The 22503-nt window shown below is 70.8% G+C and carries 15 protein-coding genes and 1 pseudogene; 10 read left to right on the forward strand and 6 right to left on the reverse strand.

The window, feature by feature from the left end; translation table 11 throughout:
* Positions 1-21: 21 nt before the first annotated feature.
* Positions 22-819, forward strand: coding sequence for an alpha/beta hydrolase (locus tag ACWCO3_RS04785; protein WP_145779229.1), 798 nt, complete (start codon positions 22-24; stop codon positions 817-819).
* 4 nt (positions 820-823) lie between these two features.
* On the opposite strand, the gene ACWCO3_RS04790 is transcribed toward ACWCO3_RS04785, so the two are convergent.
* Positions 824-1903 carry an AI-2E family transporter gene (locus ACWCO3_RS04790; RefSeq protein ID WP_145785465.1) on the reverse strand — a complete coding sequence of 360 codons (1080 nt, stop codon included), beginning with the start codon at positions 1901-1903 and terminating at the stop codon, positions 824-826.
* A 487-nt stretch (positions 1904-2390) separates the two neighbouring features.
* Here ACWCO3_RS04790 and ACWCO3_RS04795 point away from each other — a divergent pair, with 487 nt between their 5' ends.
* Both ACWCO3_RS04795 and ACWCO3_RS04800 read left to right on the forward strand, forming a co-directional pair.
* Positions 2391-2975: a hypothetical protein gene (locus ACWCO3_RS04795; RefSeq protein WP_450008504.1), complete on the forward strand. Its 585-nt coding sequence runs from the start codon at positions 2391-2393 to the stop codon at positions 2973-2975.
* Positions 2927-3364: a DUF559 domain-containing protein gene (locus ACWCO3_RS04800; RefSeq protein ID WP_450008506.1), complete on the forward strand. Its 438-nt coding sequence runs from the start codon at positions 2927-2929 to the stop codon at positions 3362-3364. Before ACWCO3_RS04795 ends, ACWCO3_RS04800 begins: the two co-directional genes overlap by 49 nt.
* Positions 3365-3429: 65 nt before the next feature.
* Here ACWCO3_RS04800 and ACWCO3_RS04805 read toward each other — a convergent pair whose 3' ends face one another.
* From ACWCO3_RS04805 to mce, 4 genes are all read right to left on the reverse strand, one after another.
* Positions 3430-5571, reverse strand: a complete 2142-nt coding sequence (locus ACWCO3_RS04805) for a hypothetical protein (RefSeq protein WP_450008508.1) — start codon at positions 5569-5571, stop codon at positions 3430-3432.
* Between the two features lie 176 nt (positions 5572-5747).
* Positions 5748-7010 carry a DivIVA domain-containing protein gene (locus tag ACWCO3_RS04810; RefSeq protein ID WP_145779232.1) on the reverse strand — a complete coding sequence of 421 codons (1263 nt, stop codon included), beginning with the start codon at positions 7008-7010 and terminating at the stop codon, positions 5748-5750.
* Positions 7011-7323: 313 nt separating this feature from the next.
* Positions 7324-8679 (reverse strand): crotonyl-CoA carboxylase/reductase, encoded by a 1356-nt coding sequence (ccrA, locus tag ACWCO3_RS04815; RefSeq protein ID WP_145785466.1) that lies wholly within the window; start codon positions 8677-8679, stop codon positions 7324-7326.
* A gap of 341 nt (positions 8680-9020) precedes the next feature.
* Entirely contained in the window at positions 9021-9497 is a 477-nt protein-coding gene (gene mce, locus ACWCO3_RS04820) for a methylmalonyl-CoA epimerase (RefSeq protein WP_088987908.1), read from the reverse strand.
* An 83-nt stretch (positions 9498-9580) separates the two neighbouring features.
* On the opposite strand from mce, the gene ACWCO3_RS04825 reads away from it, so the two are divergent.
* From ACWCO3_RS04825 to ACWCO3_RS04850, 6 genes and pseudogenes are all read left to right on the forward strand, one after another.
* On the forward strand, positions 9581-10765 hold the full coding sequence (locus ACWCO3_RS04825) for an acetyl-CoA C-acetyltransferase (protein ID WP_269682600.1): 1185 nt from the start codon (positions 9581-9583) through the stop codon (positions 10763-10765).
* A complete protein-coding gene (gene meaB / locus ACWCO3_RS04830) occupies positions 10762-11766 on the forward strand; it encodes a methylmalonyl Co-A mutase-associated GTPase MeaB (RefSeq protein ID WP_145779235.1) in 1005 nt (334 codons plus the stop codon). The genes ACWCO3_RS04825 and meaB overlap by 4 nt, the downstream gene beginning before the upstream one ends.
* Before the next feature lie 197 nt (positions 11767-11963).
* Positions 11964-12380: an Asp23/Gls24 family envelope stress response protein gene (locus ACWCO3_RS04835; protein WP_357930161.1), complete on the forward strand. Its 417-nt coding sequence runs from the start codon at positions 11964-11966 to the stop codon at positions 12378-12380.
* Positions 12381-12493: 113 nt separating this feature from the next.
* Entirely contained in the window at positions 12494-14182 is a 1689-nt protein-coding gene (locus ACWCO3_RS04840; RefSeq protein ID WP_450008513.1) for an acyl-CoA mutase large subunit family protein, read from the forward strand.
* Between the two features lie 171 nt (positions 14183-14353).
* A complete protein-coding gene (locus ACWCO3_RS04845) occupies positions 14354-15268 on the forward strand; it encodes a tetratricopeptide repeat protein (RefSeq protein ID WP_358164161.1) in 915 nt (304 codons plus the stop codon).
* 66 nt (positions 15269-15334) lie between these two features.
* A pseudogene (locus ACWCO3_RS04850) lies at positions 15335-16301 on the forward strand (arginase family protein); the annotation flags it as partial.
* Between the two features lie 656 nt (positions 16302-16957).
* On the opposite strand, the gene ACWCO3_RS04855 reads toward ACWCO3_RS04850, so the two are convergent.
* Positions 16958-18922 carry a penicillin-binding transpeptidase domain-containing protein gene (locus ACWCO3_RS04855; protein WP_450008516.1) on the reverse strand — a complete coding sequence of 655 codons (1965 nt, stop codon included), beginning with the start codon at positions 18920-18922 and terminating at the stop codon, positions 16958-16960.
* Between the two features lie 289 nt (positions 18923-19211).
* Here ACWCO3_RS04855 and ACWCO3_RS04860 point away from each other — a divergent pair.
* Positions 19212-22503: NAD-glutamate dehydrogenase domain-containing protein (locus ACWCO3_RS04860; RefSeq protein WP_450008518.1), on the forward strand; the 3292-nt coding region annotated here is incomplete at its 3' end.

The raw sequence follows: 22503 nt of genomic DNA on the forward strand, positions 1-22503 counted from the left end.
GTTTCGCGACAGACTTGGGCGGTGAGCACAGCGATCCGCGCGTCGTCGATCCTGCCCGGTCGCCGGGAAAACATCGAGCTGCACACCGCCGACGGTCTGCGACTGGTCGGCGAGTTGGCGCTGCCGGCCGACCGGCCGCCGGTGGCCACCCTGGTCTGCCTGCACCCGCTGCCCACCCACGGCGGGATGATGGACAGCCACGTCTTCCGCAAGGCGGCCTGGCGGTTGCCCGCGCTGGCCGACCTGGCGGTGCTGCGGTTCAACACCAGGGGCACCAGCAGCCTGCGCGGCACCAGCGAGGGCGAGTTCGACGGTGCGGTGGGCGAGCGGTACGACGTGGCCGCCGCCATCGAGTACGCCGAGTTCGCCGAGCTGCCCAACATCTGGCTCGTCGGCTGGTCGTTCGGCACCGACCTGGCCCTGAAGTACGGTTGCGACCCGGCGATCGCCGGGGCGATCCTGCTCTCCCCGCCGCTGCGCTTCTCGACACCTGCGGACCTGGCCACCTGGGCCGCCTCAGGTCGGCCGTTGACGGCGCTCGTGCCGGAGTTCGACGACTACCTGCGGCCGACCGAGGCGCGGGAGCGGTTCGGCGCGGTGCCGCAGGCCGAGGTGGTCGGGGTGCCCGGTGCCAAGCACCTCTGGGTGGGTGACGCGGAGACGGTGCTCGACGAGATCGTCCGGCGGGTCAACCCCGCCGTCGAGGTGCCACTGCCGACGACCTGGGACGGCCCGATGGAGGCCGGCGACGTCAGCGCGTACGCCGACCGGACGGTGGCCTCGTTCGCGGACACGCCCGTCCCGCAGCCGGGCGACTGACCGGTCACCCTCTCTCCTGGCGGGGCAGCACCACCTCGCGCAGGATCAGTTGCAGCGCGGCCACCGTCGGGATGGCGATCAGCGCGCCCACCACGCCCAGCAGCGCCACTCCGAGCAGCGCGGCGAGCAGGGCCGCCACCTCGTTGACCTCGACCGAGCGCCGCATCACCTTCGGGTAGATCAGGTAGTTCTCCACCTGCTGGTAGATGAGGAAGAACACCGCGCAGGCGATGCCGGTGGGCAGGTCGGCGGCGAAGCCGACCAGGCTCACGATCACCGCGCCCAGGGTCGCGCCGATCTGCGGGATCAGGTCGGTCACCGCGACCACCACCGCCAACGCGAACGGGTACGGCAGCCCGACGATCAGCGCGAACACGAAGGTGGTCGCCCCGGCCAGCACCGCGATGCTCAACGCGCCGACCATGTAGGCGCCCACCTTGGCCAGGATCTCATCGCCGATCAGCTGCACCCGCTCCCGTCGCGAACGGGGCACCAGCGAGTAGCCCAGGGAGCGGAGCTTGTTGAAGTAGGCCAGGAAGTAGATGGTCAGCACCAGTACGGTCAACGTCCGGAACACCGTGCCGAAGATCAGTTGGGCTCCTCCGAGCACGCCGCCCAACGCCCGGCCGACAGTCTCCGCGTTGGCCGCGCCCTGCACGCGCTCCACCACGTCGTACCGCTCCACCAGGTCGTTCACCGTCGGATTGCGGCGCAGCTCGTCGAGCAGGCTCGGGATCTGGTCGATGAACTGCCCCGACTGGGTGACGATCGGCGGGACCAGCGCGACAACTCCGCCGCAGAGCAGCAGCACCACCGTCAACGCCACGAACGCCACCGCCAGGCCGTGCGGCACACCCCAGCGGCGTAGTCGGACCACCGCCGGGTTGAGGCCGACCGCGAGGAAGAGCGCGATAACCACCAGCACCAGGATGCCGCCGGCATTGCGAATCCCCAGATAGAGGGTGTACGCCAGCAGCACGCCCAGCGCACCCGTGAAGCCGATCAGGAAGCTGCTGCGGCGCAACGGGCGCCCCGGGGTGCCGAACTTCCCGGACGGGACAGCCGGCGGCTCGTCCGGGTCGATCCCCGGTGCGGGGACCGGCACCGGAGGCGGCACCTCGGTCGGCGCGGTCGGCGGGGGATCGGCCGTGACGTCCGGGTCGCCGGTCGGCGGTGCGCCTTCCAGCGCGTTACCGGTCGGCTGACTACCGGCCGTCTCGTCCGGGTCGTCGGCCGGCGGGTTGTGCTGCGGCACCAAAACCTCCCGGGGTCAGGCGATGGGTCGGCGGGCTCGGAGTTACCGACGCCCGTCACGCGGTCGGCGCGCAGACCAGCCCCGGGCCGCTCGGGTCCCCGCTGTCCAACGCGCCAGCAGCCTAGCCACCTCATGGTGGCCACCGACCACGAGACCGTCAACGCGGTGCTTCATGTGCCCACCCAATCACCGTCGGCGCCCCGGGACCGTCCAGACCCTGACCACGCACAGATCTTGGACAGTTTCCGTTACGCGTGGACGGAAACTGTCCAAGATCTGGTGGAGTGTTGGCTTCGTGGCGGTGAAAGCTGTTCGGATGCTGCCTGCCGACGACGCCGACGCACTCGACTGGCTCGCCTTCGAACAGGCGGGCGTCCTGACCACCGCACAGGTCTCCGACCTGGTCAGTGAGGGGACGGTGCGCGGGCGGATCCGCTCCGGTCGGTGGCGGTCGATCTGCCGCGGCATCGTGTCGACCGGCAACGGTCGACTGAGCCGCGACCAACAGCTCTGGGTCGCGGTGCTGGCAGCCGGACCAGGGGCGATGCTGGCCGGGGCAACCGCCGCCACCGAAGCCGGGGTCCGAGGGCTGCGCCGCGAGCCGCTGCACGTGCTGGTGCCGGCCGCCCGCCGTGCCGCGCGGACCTCCCTGCGCCGGCTCCCGATCGACATGCCCGCAGTGCTCGTGCATCGCACGTCGGTGCTGCCGGACTCGCACCGCCAACTCGCCCGTCCGCCGCGCACTACGACGGCCAGGGCGCTCATCGACGCGGCGGGATGGGCGGTCAGCGTGGACGAGGCGCAGGGGTGCTGGCGGCCGGTTGTCAGCAGCGGCGGGTCCTCCCCGAGGAGTTGCAGGCGGCGCTCGACGTCCTGCCCCGAGCACCCCGCCGACACCTGATCCAACAGACGGTCCGTGACATCGCTGGCGGTGCGGAGGCGCTCCCCGAGATCGACTTCCTGCGTCTCTGCCGGCGGCATCGCCTGCCCCTACCTGACCTGCAGGAGCGGCGGCTCGACGCGGCGGGCCGCAACCGCTGGCTGGACGCGTACTGGCGACAGTGGCACGTGCAGGTCGAGATCGACGGCGCGCACCACATGGACGCCCGGCAGTGGGCTGACGACATGCGTCGGCAGAACGACGTCTGGACCAGTGGTGACCAGATTCTGCGCTTTCCGGCCTGGCTGGTCCGTGCCCGCCCCGACGAGGTCGCCGACACGGTGCGGCGCGCGCTCGTCGCAGCCGGCTGGACCCCCACCCCAGAGCTGCGCAAGCCGACCCACAAATGAATCTTGGACAGTTTCCGTTAGCACGTAACGGAAACGGTCCAAGATCTCGAAGCTCGCGCCCAGGCTCAGTCCTTTTCGATGGTGACCTTGCTGGGCTTGGCGCTGCGCTCGTCGGTGGTCGGCTTGGTGGGCCGCTTGCCGTTCTCACCGGTGCTCGTGATCTTGGTCGGTTTGGCGTCCCGGCCGCCCACTCCCGGGACAGCGGCGACGGTCGGCTCACCGTCCACCCCGGCGCTGGCCGTGCCACCGTCGACGGTGGTCACCGGTTCGGCCACCGGACGAGTCGCCGGCTGGCCGGCGTCCTCCGCGTTGGCGTTCACCGGCTGCCTGGTGTCGGCGGGCTCGGCCTTGAGGCCGGTGGCCGCACCCGACCCGGCCGGCGTGCCGGAGTCGACGGTCGCGGAACCGGAGACGGTCACGCCGTCGTCGCCACCGCCGGTTGCGCTGCTGCTCGTGGCGTCCTCGACCGTCGGCGCGGTCGGACCGTCGATCGGGCCGGCGACGTTCTGCAACCGCAGCTCGGCCATCTGCCGCTGGAGGTCGTCGGACTCCTGCCGAGCCTTCCAGGTCTCCTGCCGCAGGTCCGCGAGTTGCTGCTGGGCCTGGGCGATATCCAACATCACCTGGGCGAGCTGCTGCCGACCCGCCGCCGCCTCCTGCTGGGTGGCTGCCAGGTGCTGCTGCGTGGTGGCCAGGTGCTGCTGGGTGGTGGCCGCGTATTCCTCGAACTGCCGACGTGAGGACGCGACATGCTCGTCGGCCTCGCGGCGCTTGTCGCTGGCCTCGGTCCTGGCCCGGCTCAGCAGCTCGGTGGCCTCCGCCTCGGCCCGCTCACGCAGAGCCGCCGCGTCCTGTTCGGCCGCCTGGAGGACCCCGGCCGCGCCCTGCTCGATCTCGTTCTTGCGGGCCGTGTATTCAGTCTCCAGCTCGTCCCGACGAGCGGTGTACGCGGTCTCCAGCTCGTTCTTACGGCCGGTGTACTCGGTCTCCAGCTCGTCGCGGCGGCCGGTGAAGCCCGCCTCCAGCTCCTGCTGACGGCTGGTGAACCCGGTCTCCAGCTCCTGCTGGCGGGACGTGTGCTGCTTGTCCAGCTCGTCGCGGTGCTTGGCGTACTCCTGCTCGGCCGCGGTCCGCCGCTGCTCCAACTCCCGGTCGGCGGTCTCCCGCCGGGAGTTGACCTCCTGCTCCACCCCGGCCCGCCACGCGCCCAGTTCCTGCTGGGTCTGCTCCCGGGTGTGCTTGACGTACGCCTCGGTCTCGGTGCGCATCCGCTGCACGTACGCCTCGGTCTCGGCGCGGTTGCGCTTGGCCGACTCGGACGCCTGCGTGATCAGCCGCTCCGCCTCCTGCTGCGCCTTGGCACGGGTGGCCCGGCCCGCCATCGACGCGTCGTCGATGATCTGCTTGGCCTCCTGCTGCGCCTTGGCGTGCGTGGCCCGGCCCGCCTCGGTGGCGGTGTCGGTGAGCCGCTTGGCCTCCTGTAGGGCCTTCGCGTGCACCTCCTTGGCCGCCTCGCGCAGGTCGTTGGCCTCCTGCCGGGCGTTGGCCAACGTCTCGCGAGCCGTCTCGCGCAGCTTGGTCGACTCCTGCTGAGCCCGGGTGTGGATCTCCTTGGCGGTGTCCCGGAGCTGGGTGGCCTCCTGCTGGGCCTTGGCCAGCGCGTCCTGCGCCGTCTTGCGCAGCTGCGCAGACTCGTCCCGGGCCGACCGCAGGGTCTTCTCCGCCTCCGCCCGCTGGGCGGCGCTGTGCCGCTCCTCCTCCGCGCGCCGAGCGGCGAGGGCGATCTCGAAGTCCTTCAGTGCCCGGTCGGCCTGCTCGCGGGCCTCATCGATGATGTGCTCGGCGGCGGCGCGACGTGCCTCGATCTCCACGTTGGCGTCGGAGACGATCTGCTCGGCCAACTCCTCGGCCTGGCTGAGGATCGAGTCGACAAGCGGCCCGAGGTGCTTGAACGAGGCCTTGTCCACCACGTTCATCTGCTTGCGGATCTGGGTCAGGTCACGTTGGAGCACCTCGACCTGGCCGGCGAGCTTGTGGATCTGTGTGTACGCCTGTTCCCGTTCGGCGGCGAGGGTCGCAATCTCGTGCTCGGCACGTGCGACATACCGATCAACCTGTTTTCTCTCATACCCCCGCAGGGCGGACTCGAAGCTGGGCTCCGTCGTCACGTCCCCGCCGAGGGCGAACAGTTCCTCGCCGTGCGACATGCCCCCATCCTCACACGCATCGGGCCCTGCTGGGGCGATACGGACGGGCCTTGTGCGAGCTACTTCACTCCGTTTCGAGCGGGGCATTCCATGAACTGGGAAACGCATACGGCGCGAGGTGCAACCGGTCACCCGGTGTCACCTCGCGCCGTCGATGCCCCGACCTACGCCACCCGTCAGCCAGCGGTCTCCGCGGGAACCCGGTCCTGACCGCCGTCGGTCTTCTTGGCCTCCGGCTTGGCCGCCGGAGCCGCCGCAGCCGGCACTCCCGGAACGATGCCGGCGAGCCCGGAGAGCATCTGGCCCAGCTGCGAGGTGACCGCATCCTTCTGCCGGGTGAGGTCCTCGACCTCGCGGCGGGCGGCCTGCGTGGTCAGCTCCGCCTCCGTGCGGGCCTCGGTGAGCAGGCGCTGCGACTCGGCCTTGGCCTCGTTGAGCGTCTTCTCCGAGTGCGCCTTGGCCTTGTCCACCGTCTCGGCGGCGTTGCGCTCCGACTCGATCCGGCGAGCCTCGGCGCGCTGCTCGATCTCCTTGGCGCGCTCCTGTGCGGCCCGGGCACGCTGCTCGGCCTCGCTGACCAGCTTCTGGGTCTGCGCGACCTGGGCGGCGTGGCGCTCGGACTCCTCGCGCTCGGCCTTCTCGCGCCGCTCGGCGAGCTGGAGCTCCAGAGCCTGGAGGTCCTTGTCGCGCTTGTCCCGTGCGTCGGTCAGCAGCTTGGTCGCCTCAGCACGCTTCTCCTCAGCCTCGCGGGCGGCCTTCGCCCGCTGCTGGGTGATCTCGCGCTCGGCGGTGGCCCGGAGGGTGGCCACCTCCCGCTCGACAGTCGACTTCAGCTCGGCCACCTCGTGGGCGGTGACGGTGCGCAGCTGCTTGGTCTCGCGGTCGGCGTCCGCGCGCAGCGTGTCAGCCTCGCGGCGGGCCTGCACCCGAACCTCGGCGGCCTCGCGCTCTGCGGCCGTCCGCAGGTTGCCCGCCTCACGCTCGGCGCTCGCCTTCATGGCGGCGGCCTCGGCGCGTGCCTTGTCGGTGATCTCGCGAGCCTCGAGGCGAGCGGCGGAGAGGATGCCCTCGGACTCGCGCTTGGCCTCGTTGCGGTGGTCGTTGGCCTGCTCCTCGGCGAGCCGGAGGATCTGCTCGACGCGGGTGCCGAGCCCGGAGAGGGTGGGCCGGTTGTTCTCTTCGAGCTGCTTGTTCGTGTCGGTGAGCTTCTGCTCCAGCGCGCTCATGCGCTGCTCTGCCTGGCGGAGTCGACGCTGGGCGTCGTTCATCCGCTGCTCGGCCTCGGCACGGGCCTGCTCGGACTGGGTGAGCGCGGCGGTCATCCGGCCGAGGAAGTCATCGACCTGGTGAGTGTTGTATCCGCGCAGGCCCACGGTGAAATCTGGCTGCGAGTTCGCGTTATCGAAGAACGCGAGAGGGGAGGACTGCTGCTGGGGCATTGGGACATACTGGCAGACGCCCCAGGGTGGTTCGCAAGAGCGGTGCGGAGCTTTCATGCCCTCTTTACATGGTCAACTTCCGCGTTCGGCAGGGCCGGACCAACCGGCGATCTTGGCAGGTCCCGGGCGGGACGGACGCCATGCGGTGTGATCCGGAAAAGGGCCCCGAGGTAACCCCGAGGCCCTTTGTTCGATCCCAGGCCGGCCTTGCGCTAATGAGATGGAAGAACAATGCCGAGCACCACAATGGCCACCCGGTGCTCATCCGTCCGGCCGGTGACCAGGTCAGTGCCCTCCAGCCGACGGCGTCGGCTCAGTGCCCCCGGAACCGGTTGATCGCGTCCTCGTGCTGCGCGCGCAGCTCCCCGTCGCGTACGCCCAGCCCGTCGGTGGGCGCGAGGCACCGCACCCCGACCTTGCCCTGGTGGGCGTTGCGGTGCACCTCGTACGCGGCCTGGCCGGTCCGCTCCAGCGGATAGGTGCGGGAGACCGTCGGGTGCACCTTGCCGAGCGCGACCAGACGGTTGGCCTGCCACGCCTCGTGGTAGTTGGCGAAGTGACTGCCGACGATCCGCTTGAGGTGCATCCACAGGTAGCGGTTGTCGTACTGGTGCTGGAAGCCGCTTGTGGACGCGCAGGTGACGATGGTCCCGCCGCGCCGGGCCACGAAGACGCTCGCGCCGAACGTCTCCCGACCCGGGTGCTCGAAGACGATGTCCGGGTCCTCGCCGCCGGTCAGCTCGCGGATCCGCTCGCCGAAGCGCCGCCACTCGTCCGGGTCCTGGGTCTCCTCGTCCTTCCAGAAGCGGAAACCCTCGGCGGCCCGGTCGATGACCAGATCCGCGCCCATCCGGCGGCACAGCTCGGCCTTCTCCGGCGAGGAGACGACGCAGACCGGGATCGCGCCGCCGTTCAGCGCCATCTGGGTGGCGTACCCGCCGAGGCCGCCGGATGCGCCCCAGATCAGCACCACGTCACCCTGCTTCATGTTGGCCCCGTGGTGCGAGACGAGCTGCCGGTACGCGGTGGAGTTGACCAGCCCGGGGCTGGCCGCCTCCTCCCAGCTCAGGTGCCGGGGCTTCGGCATCAGCTGGTTGGCCTTGACCACCGCCATCTCGGCCAGCCCACCGAAGTTGGTCTCGAAGCCCCAGATCCGCTGCTGCGGGTCGAGCATGGTGTCGTCGTGCCCGGCCGCGTCCTCCAGCTCGACGGAGAGGCAGTGCGCGACCACCTCGTCGCCGGGAGCCCAGCGGGTCACCCCGGGGCCGACGCGCAGCACCACGCCCGCGGCGTCCGAGCCGACCACGTGGTACGGCAGGTCGTGCCGACGGGTCAGCTCGGAGACCCGACCGTAGCGCTGGAGGAACTTGAAGGTGGGCAGCGGCTCGAAGATGCTGGTCCACACGGTGTTGTAGTTGATTGCGCTGGCCATCACCGCGACCAGCGCCTCGCCAGGCGCCAGCTCCGGCGTCGGCACCTCCTGCACGTGCAGCGCCTTGCGCGGGTCTTTGTCGCGGGTGGCCATGCCGTCGAACATCCGGGACTCCTCGGCGCGGACCACCACGCCCCGGTAGCTCTCCGGTACGGGCAGCCCGGCGACGCCGGCGAGCTCGCGGTCCGGATCGTTCGATTCCTCCGCCGCCATGATCGCTTCGAGGATGTCCTGCACGGTGACCTCCGGTTCATCCGCACCCGCACGGGCCCGGGTGCTGCCATCGTCGGCGCCGGTGGACACGACCGCCATGTCGGCATTCGACACATCCAGCACCAGTCGCGCTCCGGTGGGGCCGGACGTTACTGAACGGTAGCTAGGCTCGGAAGTCATCTGTGAAAAACTGCATCCGCCGATGCGTGAAGGTGTCCGACCAGCCCGTCAACCGCGCACTGACGTGCGCGCAAACGCCACCCATGCCCCGCGCGCAAGAAGCAACGTCGGGGATGTCGCTGCCTCGGTCGCGCGGGAGGCGGCAACATCCCCGACGTCGTGTGGATCGTGGGAGCGGTGCGGGGTCAGTGGGGGGTGGGGGCGGGCTCCACCAGTTCGACGAGGACGCCGCCGGCGTCCTTCGGGTGGACGAAGTTGATCCGGCTGTCCGCGGTGCCGCGTCGCGGGGTCTCGAAGAGAAGTCGCATTCCCCGCTCGCGCAGTGCCGCGCAGGCCGCGTCGACGTCCACCACGGTGTACGCGACCTGCTGCACGCCCGGCCCGCTCCGGTCCAGGAACTTGGCGATCGTCGACTCCGGGGTCAGCGGTGCGAGCAGCTGTACGCAGCCGCCGTCGGTGGTCGGGCCGACGGACAGCATCGCCTCGCGAACGCCCTGCTCCTCGTTCGTCTCGACGTGTACGCAGCGCATCCCGAACGTCCGCTGGTAGAAGTCGATCGCGGCGTCCAGGTCGGCCACGGCGATCCCGACGTGGTCAATCTTGCGAAGCCCGATGTCTGTGACGTAGTCCGCACCGGGCTCGGCGGGGGAGTTCTCAGCCATGGCGCTAGTCTGACCGAATAATCGTTAAGGCGTACAGCTAGGCACCCCCCTTGAACAGTTCGGCACCCCCTTCGGAGGCAGGCATGGCTTCGGTGATCGTCAGCGGCGCGCGGACCCCGATGGGGCGCCTGCTGGGCAACCTCAAGGACCTCCCGGCCACGAAGCTCGGCGGTATCGCCATCAAGGCGGCGTTGGAGCGGGCCGGCGTCAGCCCGGACCAGGTCCAGTACGTGATCATGGGGCAGGTGTTGCAGGCCGGCGCCGGTCAGATCCCGGCGCGGCAGGCGGCGGTGGAGGCCGGTGTGCCGATGTCGGTGCCGGCGCTGACCATCAACAAGGTCTGCCTCTCCGGCCTGGACGCCATCGCCCTGGCCGACCAGCTGATCCGCGCCGGCGAGTTCGACATCGTGGTGGCCGGCGGCATGGAGTCGATGACCAACGCCCCGCATCTGCTGATGGGCCAGCGCACCGGCTACAAGTACGGCGACGTGGTGGTCAAGGACCACATGGCGCACGACGGGCTCAGCGACGCCTGGGACTGCTGCTCCATGGGCGAGTCCACCGAGCGGCTCGGCGGCAAGCACGGCATCTCCCGTACCGAGCAGGACGCCTTCGCGGCCGCCAGCCACCAGCGGGCCGCCGCCGCGCAGAAGAACGGCCACTTCGCCGACGAGATCACCCCAGTGGTGATCCCGCAGCGCAAGGGTGACCCGCTGGTGATCAGCGAGGACGAGGGCATCCGCCCGGACACCACCGTCGAGTCGCTGGCCAAGCTGCGTCCGGCCTTCGCCAAGGACGGCACCATCACCGCCGGCAGCTCGTCGCCGATCTCCGACGGCGCGGCCGCAGTACTCGTGATGAGCAAGGCCAAGGCCACCGAGCTGGGGCTGACCTGGCTGGCCGAGATCGGCGCGCACGGCAACGTGGCGGGCCCGGACAACTCCCTGCACTCGCAGCCGTCGAACGCGATCAACCACGCCCTGAAGAAGGGTGGCCTGAGCGTCGCGGACCTGGACCTCATCGAGATCAACGAGGCGTTCGCCCAGGTCGGCATCCAGTCCACCCGTGACCTGGGCATCAGCCCGGACAAGGTCAACGTCAACGGCGGCGCGATCGCGCTCGGGCACCCGATCGGCATGTCCGGCGCTCGTCTCGTCCTCACGCTCGCCCTGGAGCTCAAGCGGCGCGGCGGTGGCACCGGCGCGGCGGCCCTCTGCGGCGGCGGTGGCCAGGGCGACGCGCTGATCATCCACGTGCCGGGCCAGTGAGCGGAGCGGCCGAGCACGCGCCGGCGGCGGGCACCACGTCGGTGCGCCGCAGTCGGGACGTACCGCTGCTGGTGGAACGGGCCCGCGCGGGTGACCCCCGCGCGGTGGCCCGGCTGATCACGTTGGTGGAGAACGGCGACACGCTGCTGCCGGAGATCGCCGCGACGCTGGCACCGTACGCCGGGCAGGCCCAGGTGGTCGGGTTGACCGGCTCGCCCGGGGTGGGCAAGTCGACCACCACGAACGAGCTGGTCCGGGCGCTGCGGGCGCGCGGGCATCGGGTCGGCGTGCTGGCGGTCGACCCGTCCAGCCCGTTCACCGGCGGCGCGATCCTCGGCGACCGGGTGCGTATGCAGGACCACGCCACCGATCCGGGCGTCTACATCCGGTCCATGTCCAGCCGAGGTCATCTCGGTGGGTTGGCCGCGGCGACGCCGCAGGCGGTCCGGGTGCTGGAGGGCGCCGGCTGTGACGTGGTGCTGGTGGAGACCGTCGGCGTCGGGCAGGCCGAGGTCGAGGTCGCCTCGCTGGCCGACACCACGCTGGTGCTGCTCGCACCCGGGATGGGCGACGCGATCCAGGCGGTCAAGGCCGGCATCCTGGAGATCGCCGACGTCTTCGTGGTCAACAAGGCCGACCGGGACGGCGTCGACGCCACCGTCCGCGACATCCAGGGCATGATCGCCCTCGGTGAGCGCGGTCCCGGGCAGTGGCGACCGCAGGTGGTCCGCTCGATCGCCGCCCGCGGCGAGGGCATCGACGACATCGCCGCCGCGATCGACAAGCACCGCGGCTGGCTGGTCGAGCACGGCGAGCTGCGCCGCCGCCAGGAGGCGCGGGCCGCCGCCGAGATCGAGGCCATCGCGCTCGGCATCCTCCGCGCCCGGATCGGCTCACTCCGCGACGGTACGGAGTTGGCTACGCTCGCCACCAAGGTCGCCGAGGGCGCGACCGACCCGTACACGGCGGCGGACGACCTGCTCGCCCAGCTCGCTCGCTGAGCCGGAAGCATCGCGGGGCCGTCCCGCTTCGGTGTCCTCAGTGGCCACCCCTCGTCGCTCCGGCGCGTCGCTTGCCGGCACGCGAGGGCCGCTCCGGTTTTAGTAGGCTCGCGGCGCGTGATCGGAAGCGATGCTGTCACGCGGCGGCTGACGGGACAGTCAGTCCACAATGGGCCATGACCAGGGGAGATGTGATCATGACGGACGCGGTCGAGAACGCCGGTGGAGTGCAGCCCGCGACGGGCGCGGCCCGGGGCGTCACGTCGGTCTCGGACGAGGTCGTGGAGAAGATCGCCGGGGCTGCCGCCCGTGCGGTGCCCGGCGTCGCCGATCTCGGTGGTGACGTGGCCCGGTTCTTCAACAACATCCTGGACAAGGTCGGTCTGGACGAGGTGGGCGACGCCCGCCGGGGCGTCTCGGCCGACGTGAAGGGCAACGCGGCGGTCATCAACGTGGTCCTGGTGATCGACGCCGGGCACGTCGTGGTCGACGTGACCGAGGCGGTACGGGTCGCGGTGATCGAGGCCGTGGAGAAGTACGGCCTGACTGTCACCCAGGTCAACGTCACAGTTGATGACATCGAGCTGAACCAGCCGGGGCCGGCCGCCGTCTGAGACGGGTGTGCCCGCAGCTCACGTTACCGGCCGGTACGACGTGACTTAGCGATCGTTCAGGTGAGGGCTCTACACTCGACGTGCAGTCGAGGACCCGAGGAGGAGCCCTGCTCATGGACGCCGACGAGATCGACGCCGGACGGGCGCGCTGGCAGGCCCGTTACGACGCCGCGCGCAAGCGGGACGCCGACTTCACCACGCTCTCCGGGATGCCGGTGGACCCGGTCTACGGCCCGCCGGAAGGTGCCACCTACCCGGGCTTCGAGCGGATCGGCTGGCCGGGCGAGTACCCGTACACCCGGGGTCTGTATCCGACCGGCTACCGCGGACGGACCTGGACGATCCGGCAGTTCGCCGGCTTCGGCAACGCCCAGCAGACCAACGAGCGTTACAAGATGATCCTCGGCGCGGGCGGCGGCGGCCTCTCGGTCGCTTTCGACATGCCCACGCTGATGGGCCGCGACTCGGACGACCCGCAGGCGCTCGGCGAGGTCGGGCACTGCGGCGTCGCCATCGACACCGCCGCCGACATGGAGGCGCTCTTCGACGGCATCGACCTGGCCGGTGTCACCACCTCGATGACGATCTCCGGCCCGGCCGTGCCGGTGTTCTGCATGTACCTGGTCGCCGCCGAGCGGCAGGGCGCCGACCTGTCCGCGCTGGACGGCACGCTCCAGACCGACATCTTCAAGGAGTACATCGCGCAGAAGGAGTGGCTCTTCGACCCCGAGCCGCACCTGCGCCTGATCGGCGACCTGATGGAATACTGCGCCGCCGAGATCCCGCGCTACAAGCCGCTGTCGGTCTCCGGTTACCACATCCGCGAGGCCGGCTCGACCGCCGCGCAGGAGTTGGCGTACACCCTGGCCGACGGTTTCGGCTACGTGGAGCTGGGTCTCTCGCGCGGGCTGGACGTCAACGTGTTCGCGCCGGGGCTGAGCTTCTTCTTCGACTCGCACGTCGACTTCTTCGAGGAGATCGCCAAGTTCCGCGCCGCCCGCCGGATCTGGGCCCGCTGGCTGCGCGAGGTCTACGGCGCGACCAGTGAGAAGGCGCTCTGGCTGCGGTTCCACACGCAGACCGCCGGCGTGTCGCTGACCGCGCAGCAGCCGGTCAACAACGTCGTACGGACCGCCGTCGAGGCTCTCGCGGCGGTGCTCGGCGGCACCAACTCGCTGCACACCAACGCGCTGGACGAGACGCTGGCGCTGCCCACCGACGAGTCCGCCGAGATCGCCCTGCGTACCCAGCAGGTGCTGATGGAGGAGACCGGTGTGGTCAACGTTGCCGACCCGCTGGGCGGCTCCTGGTACGTCGAGGCGCTGACCGACAAGATCGAGGCCGAGGCGGAGGAGATCTTCGCCCGGATCCGGCAGCTCGGAGGGGAGGGGCCGCACCAGATCGGCCCGATGACCTCGGGCATCCTGCGCGGCATCGAGGACGGCTGGTTCACCGGTCACATCGCAGAGTCGGCCTTCGTCTACCAGCAGGCCCTGGAGAAGGGCGACAAGAAGATCGTCGGGGTCAACTGCCACACCGGCACTGTCGCCAAGGAGCTGGAGATCCTGCGCATCTCGCACGAGGTGGAGCTGGAGCAGCGCCGGGTGCTCGCCGAGCGCAAGAGTGCCCGGGACGAGTCGGCGGTCCGCGCGGCGGTGACCCGGATGGTCGACGTGAGCCGCACCGACGGGAACATGATCCCCGCGATGCTGGACGCGGTTCGCGCCGAGGCGACCCTGGGCGAGATCTGCGACGCGCTCCGCGCCGAGTGGGGCACCTACCGCGAGCCGGCACGCTTCTGACCGACACCCCTCCGTCGATCGTGCGTTTCCGGTGGGATGAATACGGCGAACGGCGCGTATTCCCCCTCCTGAAGTGCACGATCGCGGGGGTGTGCGGCGGGGCGTGAGAGTTGCAACGTCGGGGTTGCGGGTGAGCTGAGAATTCGGGCTCACGTGCGAGACTAGGTAACCATGAGCGACCCACGGATCACCTCGTCGATCTTCACCCGCGGCGCGGTCGACCTCAGCACACTGCGCGGCCCCGCACCAGCCAGCTCCCGCCCCGGCACGCCCCCACAGGGCGGTCCGTCCAACGGCGCACCCGCCGCCGACGGTAACACCGCCATCGTCGACGTCACCGAGGCGACCATCCAGTCCGACGTGCTCGAACGGTCGATGGCCATGCCCGTCGTCGTGTTCTTCGGCGCCGCCGGCTTCCCGGAGAGCGACGAGTTCGCCCCGGTGTTGGAGCGACTGAACGCCGAGGGCGGCGGCAGTTGGGTGCTGGCACGGGTCGACGTGCAGGAGAATCCGCGCATCGCCCAGATGTTCCGGGTCCAGGGCATCCCCATGGTCTACGCGGTCGTCGGCGGCCAACCGGTCGACGCCTTCTCCGGGGTCGTTCCCGAGGCGCAGCTGCGGCAGTGGCTCCAGGCCGTGCTCAAGGCCGGCGGCGTCACGGTTGCCGAACCGGAGGACCCCCGCCTCGACGAGGCGGACGACGCGCTGATGAGTGGTGACCTCGACGCCGCCGAACAGGCGTACCGCAAGATCCTCGCGGACGCGCCGGCGGACGCGGCGGCGACGGCCGGTCTGGCCCAGGTCGGGGTGGCCCGCCGGGTGGCCGGCGCGGACCCGGCCGCCGCCCTGGCCGCCGCCGAGAGCGCCCCCGACGACGTGGCCGCCCAACTGCTGGCCGCTGACATCGAGGTGCTCAGCGGCCTGGCCGAGCAGGCATACTCCCGGCTCGTCGGTCTGGTCCGACGCACCGCCGGCGAGGACCGCGAGACAGTGCGCCAGCACCTGGTCTCGCTCTTCTCCATCGCCGGCCCGGACGACCCGGCGGTCGCCTCGGCGCGCCGGGCTCTGGCCAGCGCCCTGTTCTGAGTTCGTAGCACGCCAGCGCGGGCCGGCGCTCCGGCCGGCCCGCCCGACCACCGAGGACGGGAGCTCATGATGCGCCGGATCGCCGTCCTCGACGCGCCGACAAACCTTGGCCTGCGGCCGCCGACGTCCACGTCCGTCCCCGGCTGCGCCAAGGCACCCGGCGCGCTGCGCGACCACGACCTGCTGCCCCGGCTGCGGGCCCGCGACGCCGGCTGCGTCACCCCACCCCGCTACGACCCGGGCGACTGGCGGCCCGGCGACGGGGTCTGCCACGCCCGGGAGATCGCCGACTACTCGCTCGCGCTCGCCGAACGGATCGGCTCGATCATCGACCGGGGAGAGTTCCCGGTGGTGTTGGGTGGCGACTGCTCGGTGCTGCTCGGCTCGGCGCTGGCCATGCACCGCCTCGGTGAGGCTGTCGGCGGGCGGATCGGGCTGGTCTTCGTCGACGGGCACTCCGACTTCCGGCATCCCGGCAACGCCTCCTACGTCGGTGCCGCCGCCGGCGAGGACCTCGCCCTCGTCACCGGGCGGGGGCAGGCCGACCTGGCCGCACTGGAGGGACGCAGGCCCTACTTCCGCGACATCGACGTGGTGGTGCTCGGCATCCGCGCCCAGGACGAGTACCGGCTCGACCTCCAGGCCGCCGGAATCACCACCCGCCCGGTGCCCGCGCTGCGGGCCGAAGGCGCCGCCCGCACGGCCCAGTGGGCGCACGAGCAGCTCGCCGACTGCGCGGGCTACTGGGTGCACATCGACGTGGACGTGCTCGACCCCGCCGTGATGCCCGCCGTGGACGCCCCCGACCCGGGCGGCATCGCCTTCGCCGAGCTGGAGATCCTCCTCGCCGGCCTGGTCGACACCCCGCACTGCCTCGGCGTCGAGCTGACCGTCTTCGACCCCGACTACGACCCGGACGGCTCGTACGCCGCCGAGATCGTCAACACGGTGGTCGCCGGCCTGGCCCCGGTCACCGCCCCGGAGGCGGTGCCGCCCCGACTGCTGTCGGCCCGACCGACGCCCAGCCCACGGCGTGCCGCCCCCACCGACCGGCTCAACAGCCTGCGGAACGCGGCCCAGGACGAGTCGCCCTACGCCGCGTCCGGTCCCTCCACCGATCGGGAGCCGTCTGGTGTGCGGGTCGCGGAGCCATCCGGCGCGCGTACGGCAGCAGAGCAGGCCGGAACCGACGCGGCGGGCCGGCTGCCCCACGGCGGCCTGGCCCCGGCAACATCGGACCGGCTCGGCATCCTGGGTCCGATCCACTCGCCTTTGACTGTCGTCCCTGGCCCGGCTCGCTCTGAGGCGGGCGGGGTCGCGGACCCGGTCGGCTCGGGGCCGGGTGGCGTTCTGGACCATTCGGACTCCGGTGGCCTTCCTCGTCACCCGGAGGAGGGCGGCGTTCCGGGCCACTCGGCGTCGGATGGCGTTCCGGCCGCTGTGGAGCGGGAGCCGGTCGGCCCACCCGCTTCGGCGGGGCCGGGCCTGTTGCGGCGATCATCGCCGAGCGTGTCTGATCCCAGCGATCACACGAACGCCGACACCGCCTGACCTGTCCCGTCCCGCCCCGCCCGCCTTGATCGACACGACATCGGCGATGTGGGGGTGTCCGGTTGGTCGGAAACCGCCACATCGCCGATGTGGAGTCGATCATCGCGCCTGGATGCCGCGGCGGGGCCGCGGTTGAGGTCAGGCGGCCGGGAGGGCGCGGAGGAAGCGCTCGGCGATCGGGACGGCCGAGGCCGTGCTGGCGCCGCCCTTCTCCACGAACACGGCGAAGGCGACATCGCCCCGCCAGCCGACGAACCACGCGTGGGTGTGGGCCGGGTTGTCGTCGTACTCGGCGGTGCCGGTCTTGCCGTAGACCTCGCCCGGCACATCCTTGAGGGCGCTGCCCGTGCCGGAGGTGACCACCTCGCGCATCATCGACTTCAGCGCGGTGACCGATTCTGGCTTGAGCTGCTCGCCGGCCGGGGCGGGCTTGGCCGGCGCCGGGTCGAGCACCAGCTTCGGCTGTTCGAAGCGGCCTCGGGCGACGGCAGCGGTGGCACCGGCCATGGCCAGCGGGCTGACCAGCGTGGTGCCCTGCCCGAACGAGGCAGCGGCCTGCTCGGCGAGGCTGCCGCCCGTCGACACCTTGCCGGTGAAGGCGTCCACGCCGAGGTCCCACTGACCCTCCAGGCCCAACGAGCGGCCGGCGGCGGCCAGCCCGTCGCCGCCGAGCTTCGGGGCGAGCGAGGCGAACGCGGTGTTGCAGGACTTGGCGAAGTCGGTGCGGAACGGCACCGAGCCGAGCTCGAAGTTGTCGGAGTTCTTGAAGGACCGACCATCCACGGTGAAGGTCTTCGGGCAGGCCACCGGCCCGTCCAGTGTGATCGCGCCCCGATCCAGCAGGCCCAGTGTGCTGACCATCTTGAACGTGGAGCCGGGCGGCACCTGGGCGTTGAAGGCGAGGTTCTCACCGGCCGGCCCGGGGCCGTTCGCCGCGGCGAGCACCGCGCCGTCGCTGATTCGGACCGCCACCAGGGCGGAACGGCGGGGCTCGGCACGCAAGGACCCGTCGGCGGCGTTCTGGACGGCGGTGTCCAGCGTGGTCTTCAGCGCCTGGCCGGGCTGCGGCTCCCGACGGAACAGCTCCGCGCCGGTCGGCTCCAGCTTGCCGCCCTCGATGGGGCGCTCGACCACCACGGTGAGCCCCGGGCCGCCGCGTAGCCGTTCGTCGTAGCGACCCTGCAACCCGCCGTGCCCGACCAGGTCACCGGCGACGTACCGGTCCGGGTGCGCGGCGAGGTCGTCCGCCTGCGCCGGGTCGACAGTGCCGAGCACCGCCCGGGCGAACTCCCGGGTCGGTGCCAGGTCGACCTTGCCGGAGATGAACTTGGTGCCGGGCAGGTCGTAGATCCGGGGCTTGATCTGCAGGTACGCCTCCTCGCGCAGCGACACCACCTCGACGAAGGCCCCCGGCTCGGCGTCGGCCACGCGCTTGGGCAGGTCGCTCAGGTCGACGGCGGGGACCAGCGCCGGACGGATCGCCCTGAACGCGGCGTCGAGCTCCTTGACGAGGTCCTTGATGTCGGCGACTCCGTTGGGCTGCACGCCGACCCGCACCACCGGGCGGGGAGTCACGATCGGGTTCCCGGCGCCGTCCAGCACACCGGCCCGGGCACTGGCGTCGCGGCGCAACGCCATCCGGTCACCCTTGGTGAGCTGCTCGTGCACCACCCGTGGCTCCCAGATCACCTGCCACTGGTCGCCGTCGCCCTGGGCGAGGCGTACCTCCCGGTCGTACGTCCAGCGGGTCTCACCCGGCAGGGTCCACTCCACCTGGACGGTTGCGGTCGCGATGTCCGCCGTGACCTTCGGCTCGCCGCGACGCGTCAGTTTCGGCGGGGTGGCCGACAGCTCACCAGAGAGCTCCTTGATGTCGCGTGTCACGTCGGCCGACGGCAGCTTGCTGCCAGTCGGGTCGATCAGGCCGACCGCCTGGAGGTCACCGCTGCGCCAGCCGGAGAGGAACGCGTCGACGGTGCGCTCCGGCCCGTCGTCACCCGAGCAGCCGGCCAGTACACCGGCCGTGAGCGCCGCGGTGGTGAGGGCGGCAATCAGACGGCGGGCGTGGTTCGGCCGGTGGGGCCGGGGGTACGACAACGGCATGGAGCTGGTCCTTCCGATCTCAGAGTGCCCTCGCACGGTAATACGCGAGCGCCGTCCCCAACGTCCCCCAGGAGCGCGAGCGCGGCCAAAGACGGGCCGAGCCCGTGTGATGAACATCGCGTGGCGGGGTATCCCGCAGCCGGCCAACCTCGGACCCGCAACGGGTGAAAGGACAAAGTCCCGATCCGGACGTCTGGCTAGTGGTCCGCCGACGAAGGCGCACAACGGCAGGGCCTAGGCTGGGCGGCAGAGTGACCCACAACGCGGTGGGTCGAGGGGAGTGGCACCGATGGACCGGCGTCCGGCGATCAAACCGGAACCCGACCTCCGGCAGGATGACTCCGGCCGGGACGACGACGACTTCGATTCGGCGACCGACGGGGACGGCTACGGCCGGCTCGACGTGGGAGTCACCGGGCTGACCGGGTCGAGCATCGACACCATCTACGATCTGGGCCTGCCGACTGAGGTGTTGGCCGACGACGTGGAGGACGCCGAGCTCGACGAGCCCGTTCCCAACGCGGAGCGCCTGGTGGCCCAGGCTGTCGCGCTCGCGGGGGACGACCACGACGCGGCGACACTTGTCGGCCGTTTCTGGCGGTTCGCGCCAGATGAGGAGTTGGTCGGTTTCACGGCCGAGGAGATGCTCGACGCGGCCCGGGCACACCGGGACCTCGCCCAGCAACGGGTTCCTGGCGAGTTGAAGCTGCGGATCCACGAACCGCACGCCGACCAGCACCACACCGTCGTCGAGATCGTCACTGACGACATGCCGTTCCTGGTCGACTCGGTGACCGCGCTGCTCAACTCCTACCACCTCGACGTGCACCTGCTGGTGCACCCGCTCGTGGTGGTCCGGCGTGAGCCGCTGGGCCGACTCACCGAGGTCTCCGCGGACGTGGAGCCGGATGACGCGATCAGCGGCGACATCATCGAGAGCTGGATGCGGATCGAGATCGATCCGGTCCGGGACGTCTCCGAACGGGAGCGGCTGCGCCGTGAGCTGCAGCGGGTGCTCACCGACGTGCGGGAGGCGGTCGAGGACTGGCCGAAGATGCGTCAGCGTGCCCTCGCGCTCGCGGACGAGCTGGCGTCGACCCGCACCTCCGACAACCGTCCGCCGGTGCCGGAGAAGGACATCACCGACTCGGTGGAGCTGCTGCGGTGGCTCGCCCAGGACCACTTCACCTTCCTCGGCTACCGCGAGTACCGGCTGGTGGACGCCCCCGGGGGTGACACGACCGACCCGGTCGACGGCAAGGCCCTCGAAGCGGTGCTCGGCACCGGCCTGGGCATTCTGCGCTCCGATTCGCCGGACGCGCGGTCGCTGTCGTCGATGACGCCCGAGGCGCACGAGAAGGTGCTGGAGAAGCGCCTGCTCATCATCACCAAGGCCAACTCGCGGGCGACCGTGCACCGCTCGGCCTACCTCGACTACATCGGCTTCAAAATCTTCAACGCGGCCGGCGAGGTGATCGGCGAGCGGCGTTTCCTGGGCCTGTTCTCCACGGCCGCGTACCGGACCAGTGTCCGGGAACTGCCGGTGGTACGCCGCAAGGTGGCCGAGGTGCTGGACCGCTCCGGCCTGAGCCAGCGCAGCCACTCCGGTAAGGATCTGATCCAGATCCTGGAGACGTACCCGCGTGACGAGCTGTTCCAGATCAAGACCGACGACCTGTACCACGCGGTGGTCGGCGTGTTGCGCATGGCCGGGCGTCGGCAGTTGCGGGTCTTCCTGCGTCGGGACGCGTACGGGCGGTTCATCTCCTGCCTGATCTACCTGCCCCGGGACCGGTTCACCACGCAGAACCGGCTGCGCATGCAGGACATCCTGCTGCGCGAGCTGAACGGTGTCGGGGTGGACTACACCACCCGGGTCACCGAGTCGATGCTCGCTCGGGTGCACTTCATCGTCCGCACCGACCCGACCCGGCCGCCGGGCGACATCGACGCCGACCTGCTGGCCGAGGAGCTGGCCGACGCGACGCGGCTCTGGGACGACGACTACCGGTTGGTGCTGGAGCGCAAGCTCGGTGACGAGCAGGCCAAGCACCTGTTCACCCGGTACGCCGACGCGTTCCCGGAGGGTTACAAGGACGGGCACACGCCGTACGAGGCGATGAAGGACCTGGCGAAGCTGGAGCTGCTGGAGGAGCCCGGCCAGCTGGAGATGCACCTGTTCCGCAAGCAGCTCGCGCCCCGGCCGGGCACGCGGGTGCCCGGCTCGGACCTCGTCGAGGCGATGGACGTCCGGTTCAAGGTCTACCGGTACGGGGAGCCGATGATGCTCTCCGCCGTGCTGCCGGTGCTGCACTCGCTCGGCGTACGGGTCGTCGACGAGCACCCGTACGAGGTGGACCGGATCGACGGTCGGGTGTACCTGTACGACTTCGGCCTCATGCTGCCCGAGGGGCACCACGAGCTGTCCGAGGTCCGCCCGCACGTGGAGAACGCCTTCGCGGCGGCCTGGCGCGGTGAGGCCGAGGTGGACCGGTTCAACGAACTGGTGCTGCGCGGCGGTCTGACCTGGCGGCAGGTGGTGGTGCTGCGGGCGTACGCGAAGTACCTGCGGCAGGCCGGCACGGTCTTCTCGCAGGACTACATGGAGCAGACCTTCATCGCGTACCCGAAGCTGGCCGCCCTGCTGGTGGAGCTGTTCGAGACCCGGTTCGCGCCGGGCGAGCAGACCAACGAGCAGCGGCAGCAGCGCAGCGGTGAGCTGGTGGAGACGATCCGGGGCGCGCTGGACGACGTGGCCAGCCTCGACCAGGACCGGATCCTGCGCTCGTACCTGACGCTGATCGAGGCCACCCTGCGGACCAGCTTCTACCAGAAGCGCGCCGACGGGCGGCCGAAGGCGTACGTGGCGTTCAAGCTGGACCCGCAGGCCATTCCGGACCTGCCGGCGCCGCGACCGAAGTTCGAGATCTTCGTCTACTCGCCGCGCTTCGAGGGTGTGCACCTGCGGTTCGGGCCGGTGGCCCGGGGCGGTTTGCGCTGGTCGGACCGTCGGGAGGACTTCCGGACCGAGGTGCTCGGCCTGGTCAAGGCACAGATGGTGAAGAACACCGTGATCGTGCCGGTGGGTGCCAAGGGCGGCTTCGTGTTGAAGCAGAAGCCGGGCGACCGGGACGAGGCCGTCGCCTGCTACCAGGAGTTCGTCGGCGCGATGCTGGACGTCACCGACAACATCGCCAGCGGGCAGATCGTGCCGCCCGAGGACGTGGTCCGGCACGACGGCGACGACCCGTACCTGGTGGTGGCTGCCGACAAGGGCACCGCGACGTTCTCCGACATCGCCAACGAGATCTCCAAGGCCCACAACTTCTGGATGGGCGACGCGTTCGCCTCCGGCGGTTCGGCCGGCTACGACCACAAGAAGATGGGCATCACCGCCCGTGGCGCCTGGGAGTCGGTCAAGAGGCACTTCCGGGAGCTGGGCCTGGACACCCAGACCCAGGACTTCACTGTGGTCGGCGTCGGCGACATGTCCGGCGACGTGTTCGGCAACGGGATGCTGCTGTCCGAGCACATCCGGCTGGTGGCCGCCTTCGACCACCGGCACATCTTCCTCGACCCGG

This window comes from Micromonospora sp. NPDC002411, assembly GCF_053592955.1.

Bases quoted from the DNA above. Each gene is read 5' to 3' on its own strand.
- ACWCO3_RS04845 (WP_358164161.1), top strand. From the start codon at position 14,354: ATGAGCGACCCACGGATCACCTCGTCGATCTTCACCCGCGGCGCGGTC.
- mce (WP_088987908.1), bottom strand. From the start codon at position 9,497: ATGGCTGAGAACTCCCCCGCCGAGCCCGGTGCGGACTACGTCACAGAC.
- ACWCO3_RS04795 (WP_450008504.1), top strand. From the start codon at position 2,391: ATGCTGCCTGCCGACGACGCCGACGCACTCGACTGGCTCGCCTTCGAA.
- ACWCO3_RS04840 (WP_450008513.1), top strand. From the start codon at position 12,494: ATGGACGCCGACGAGATCGACGCCGGACGGGCGCGCTGGCAGGCCCGT.
- ACWCO3_RS04810 (WP_145779232.1), bottom strand. From the start codon at position 7,010: ATGCCCCAGCAGCAGTCCTCCCCTCTCGCGTTCTTCGATAACGCGAAC.
- ACWCO3_RS04825 (WP_269682600.1), top strand. From the start codon at position 9,581: ATGGCTTCGGTGATCGTCAGCGGCGCGCGGACCCCGATGGGGCGCCTG.
- ACWCO3_RS04855 (WP_450008516.1), bottom strand. From the start codon at position 18,922: ATGCCGTTGTCGTACCCCCGGCCCCACCGGCCGAACCACGCCCGCCGT.
- ACWCO3_RS04805 (WP_450008508.1), bottom strand. From the start codon at position 5,571: ATGTCGCACGGCGAGGAACTGTTCGCCCTCGGCGGGGACGTGACGACG.
- ACWCO3_RS04835 (WP_357930161.1), top strand. From the start codon at position 11,964: ATGACGGACGCGGTCGAGAACGCCGGTGGAGTGCAGCCCGCGACGGGC.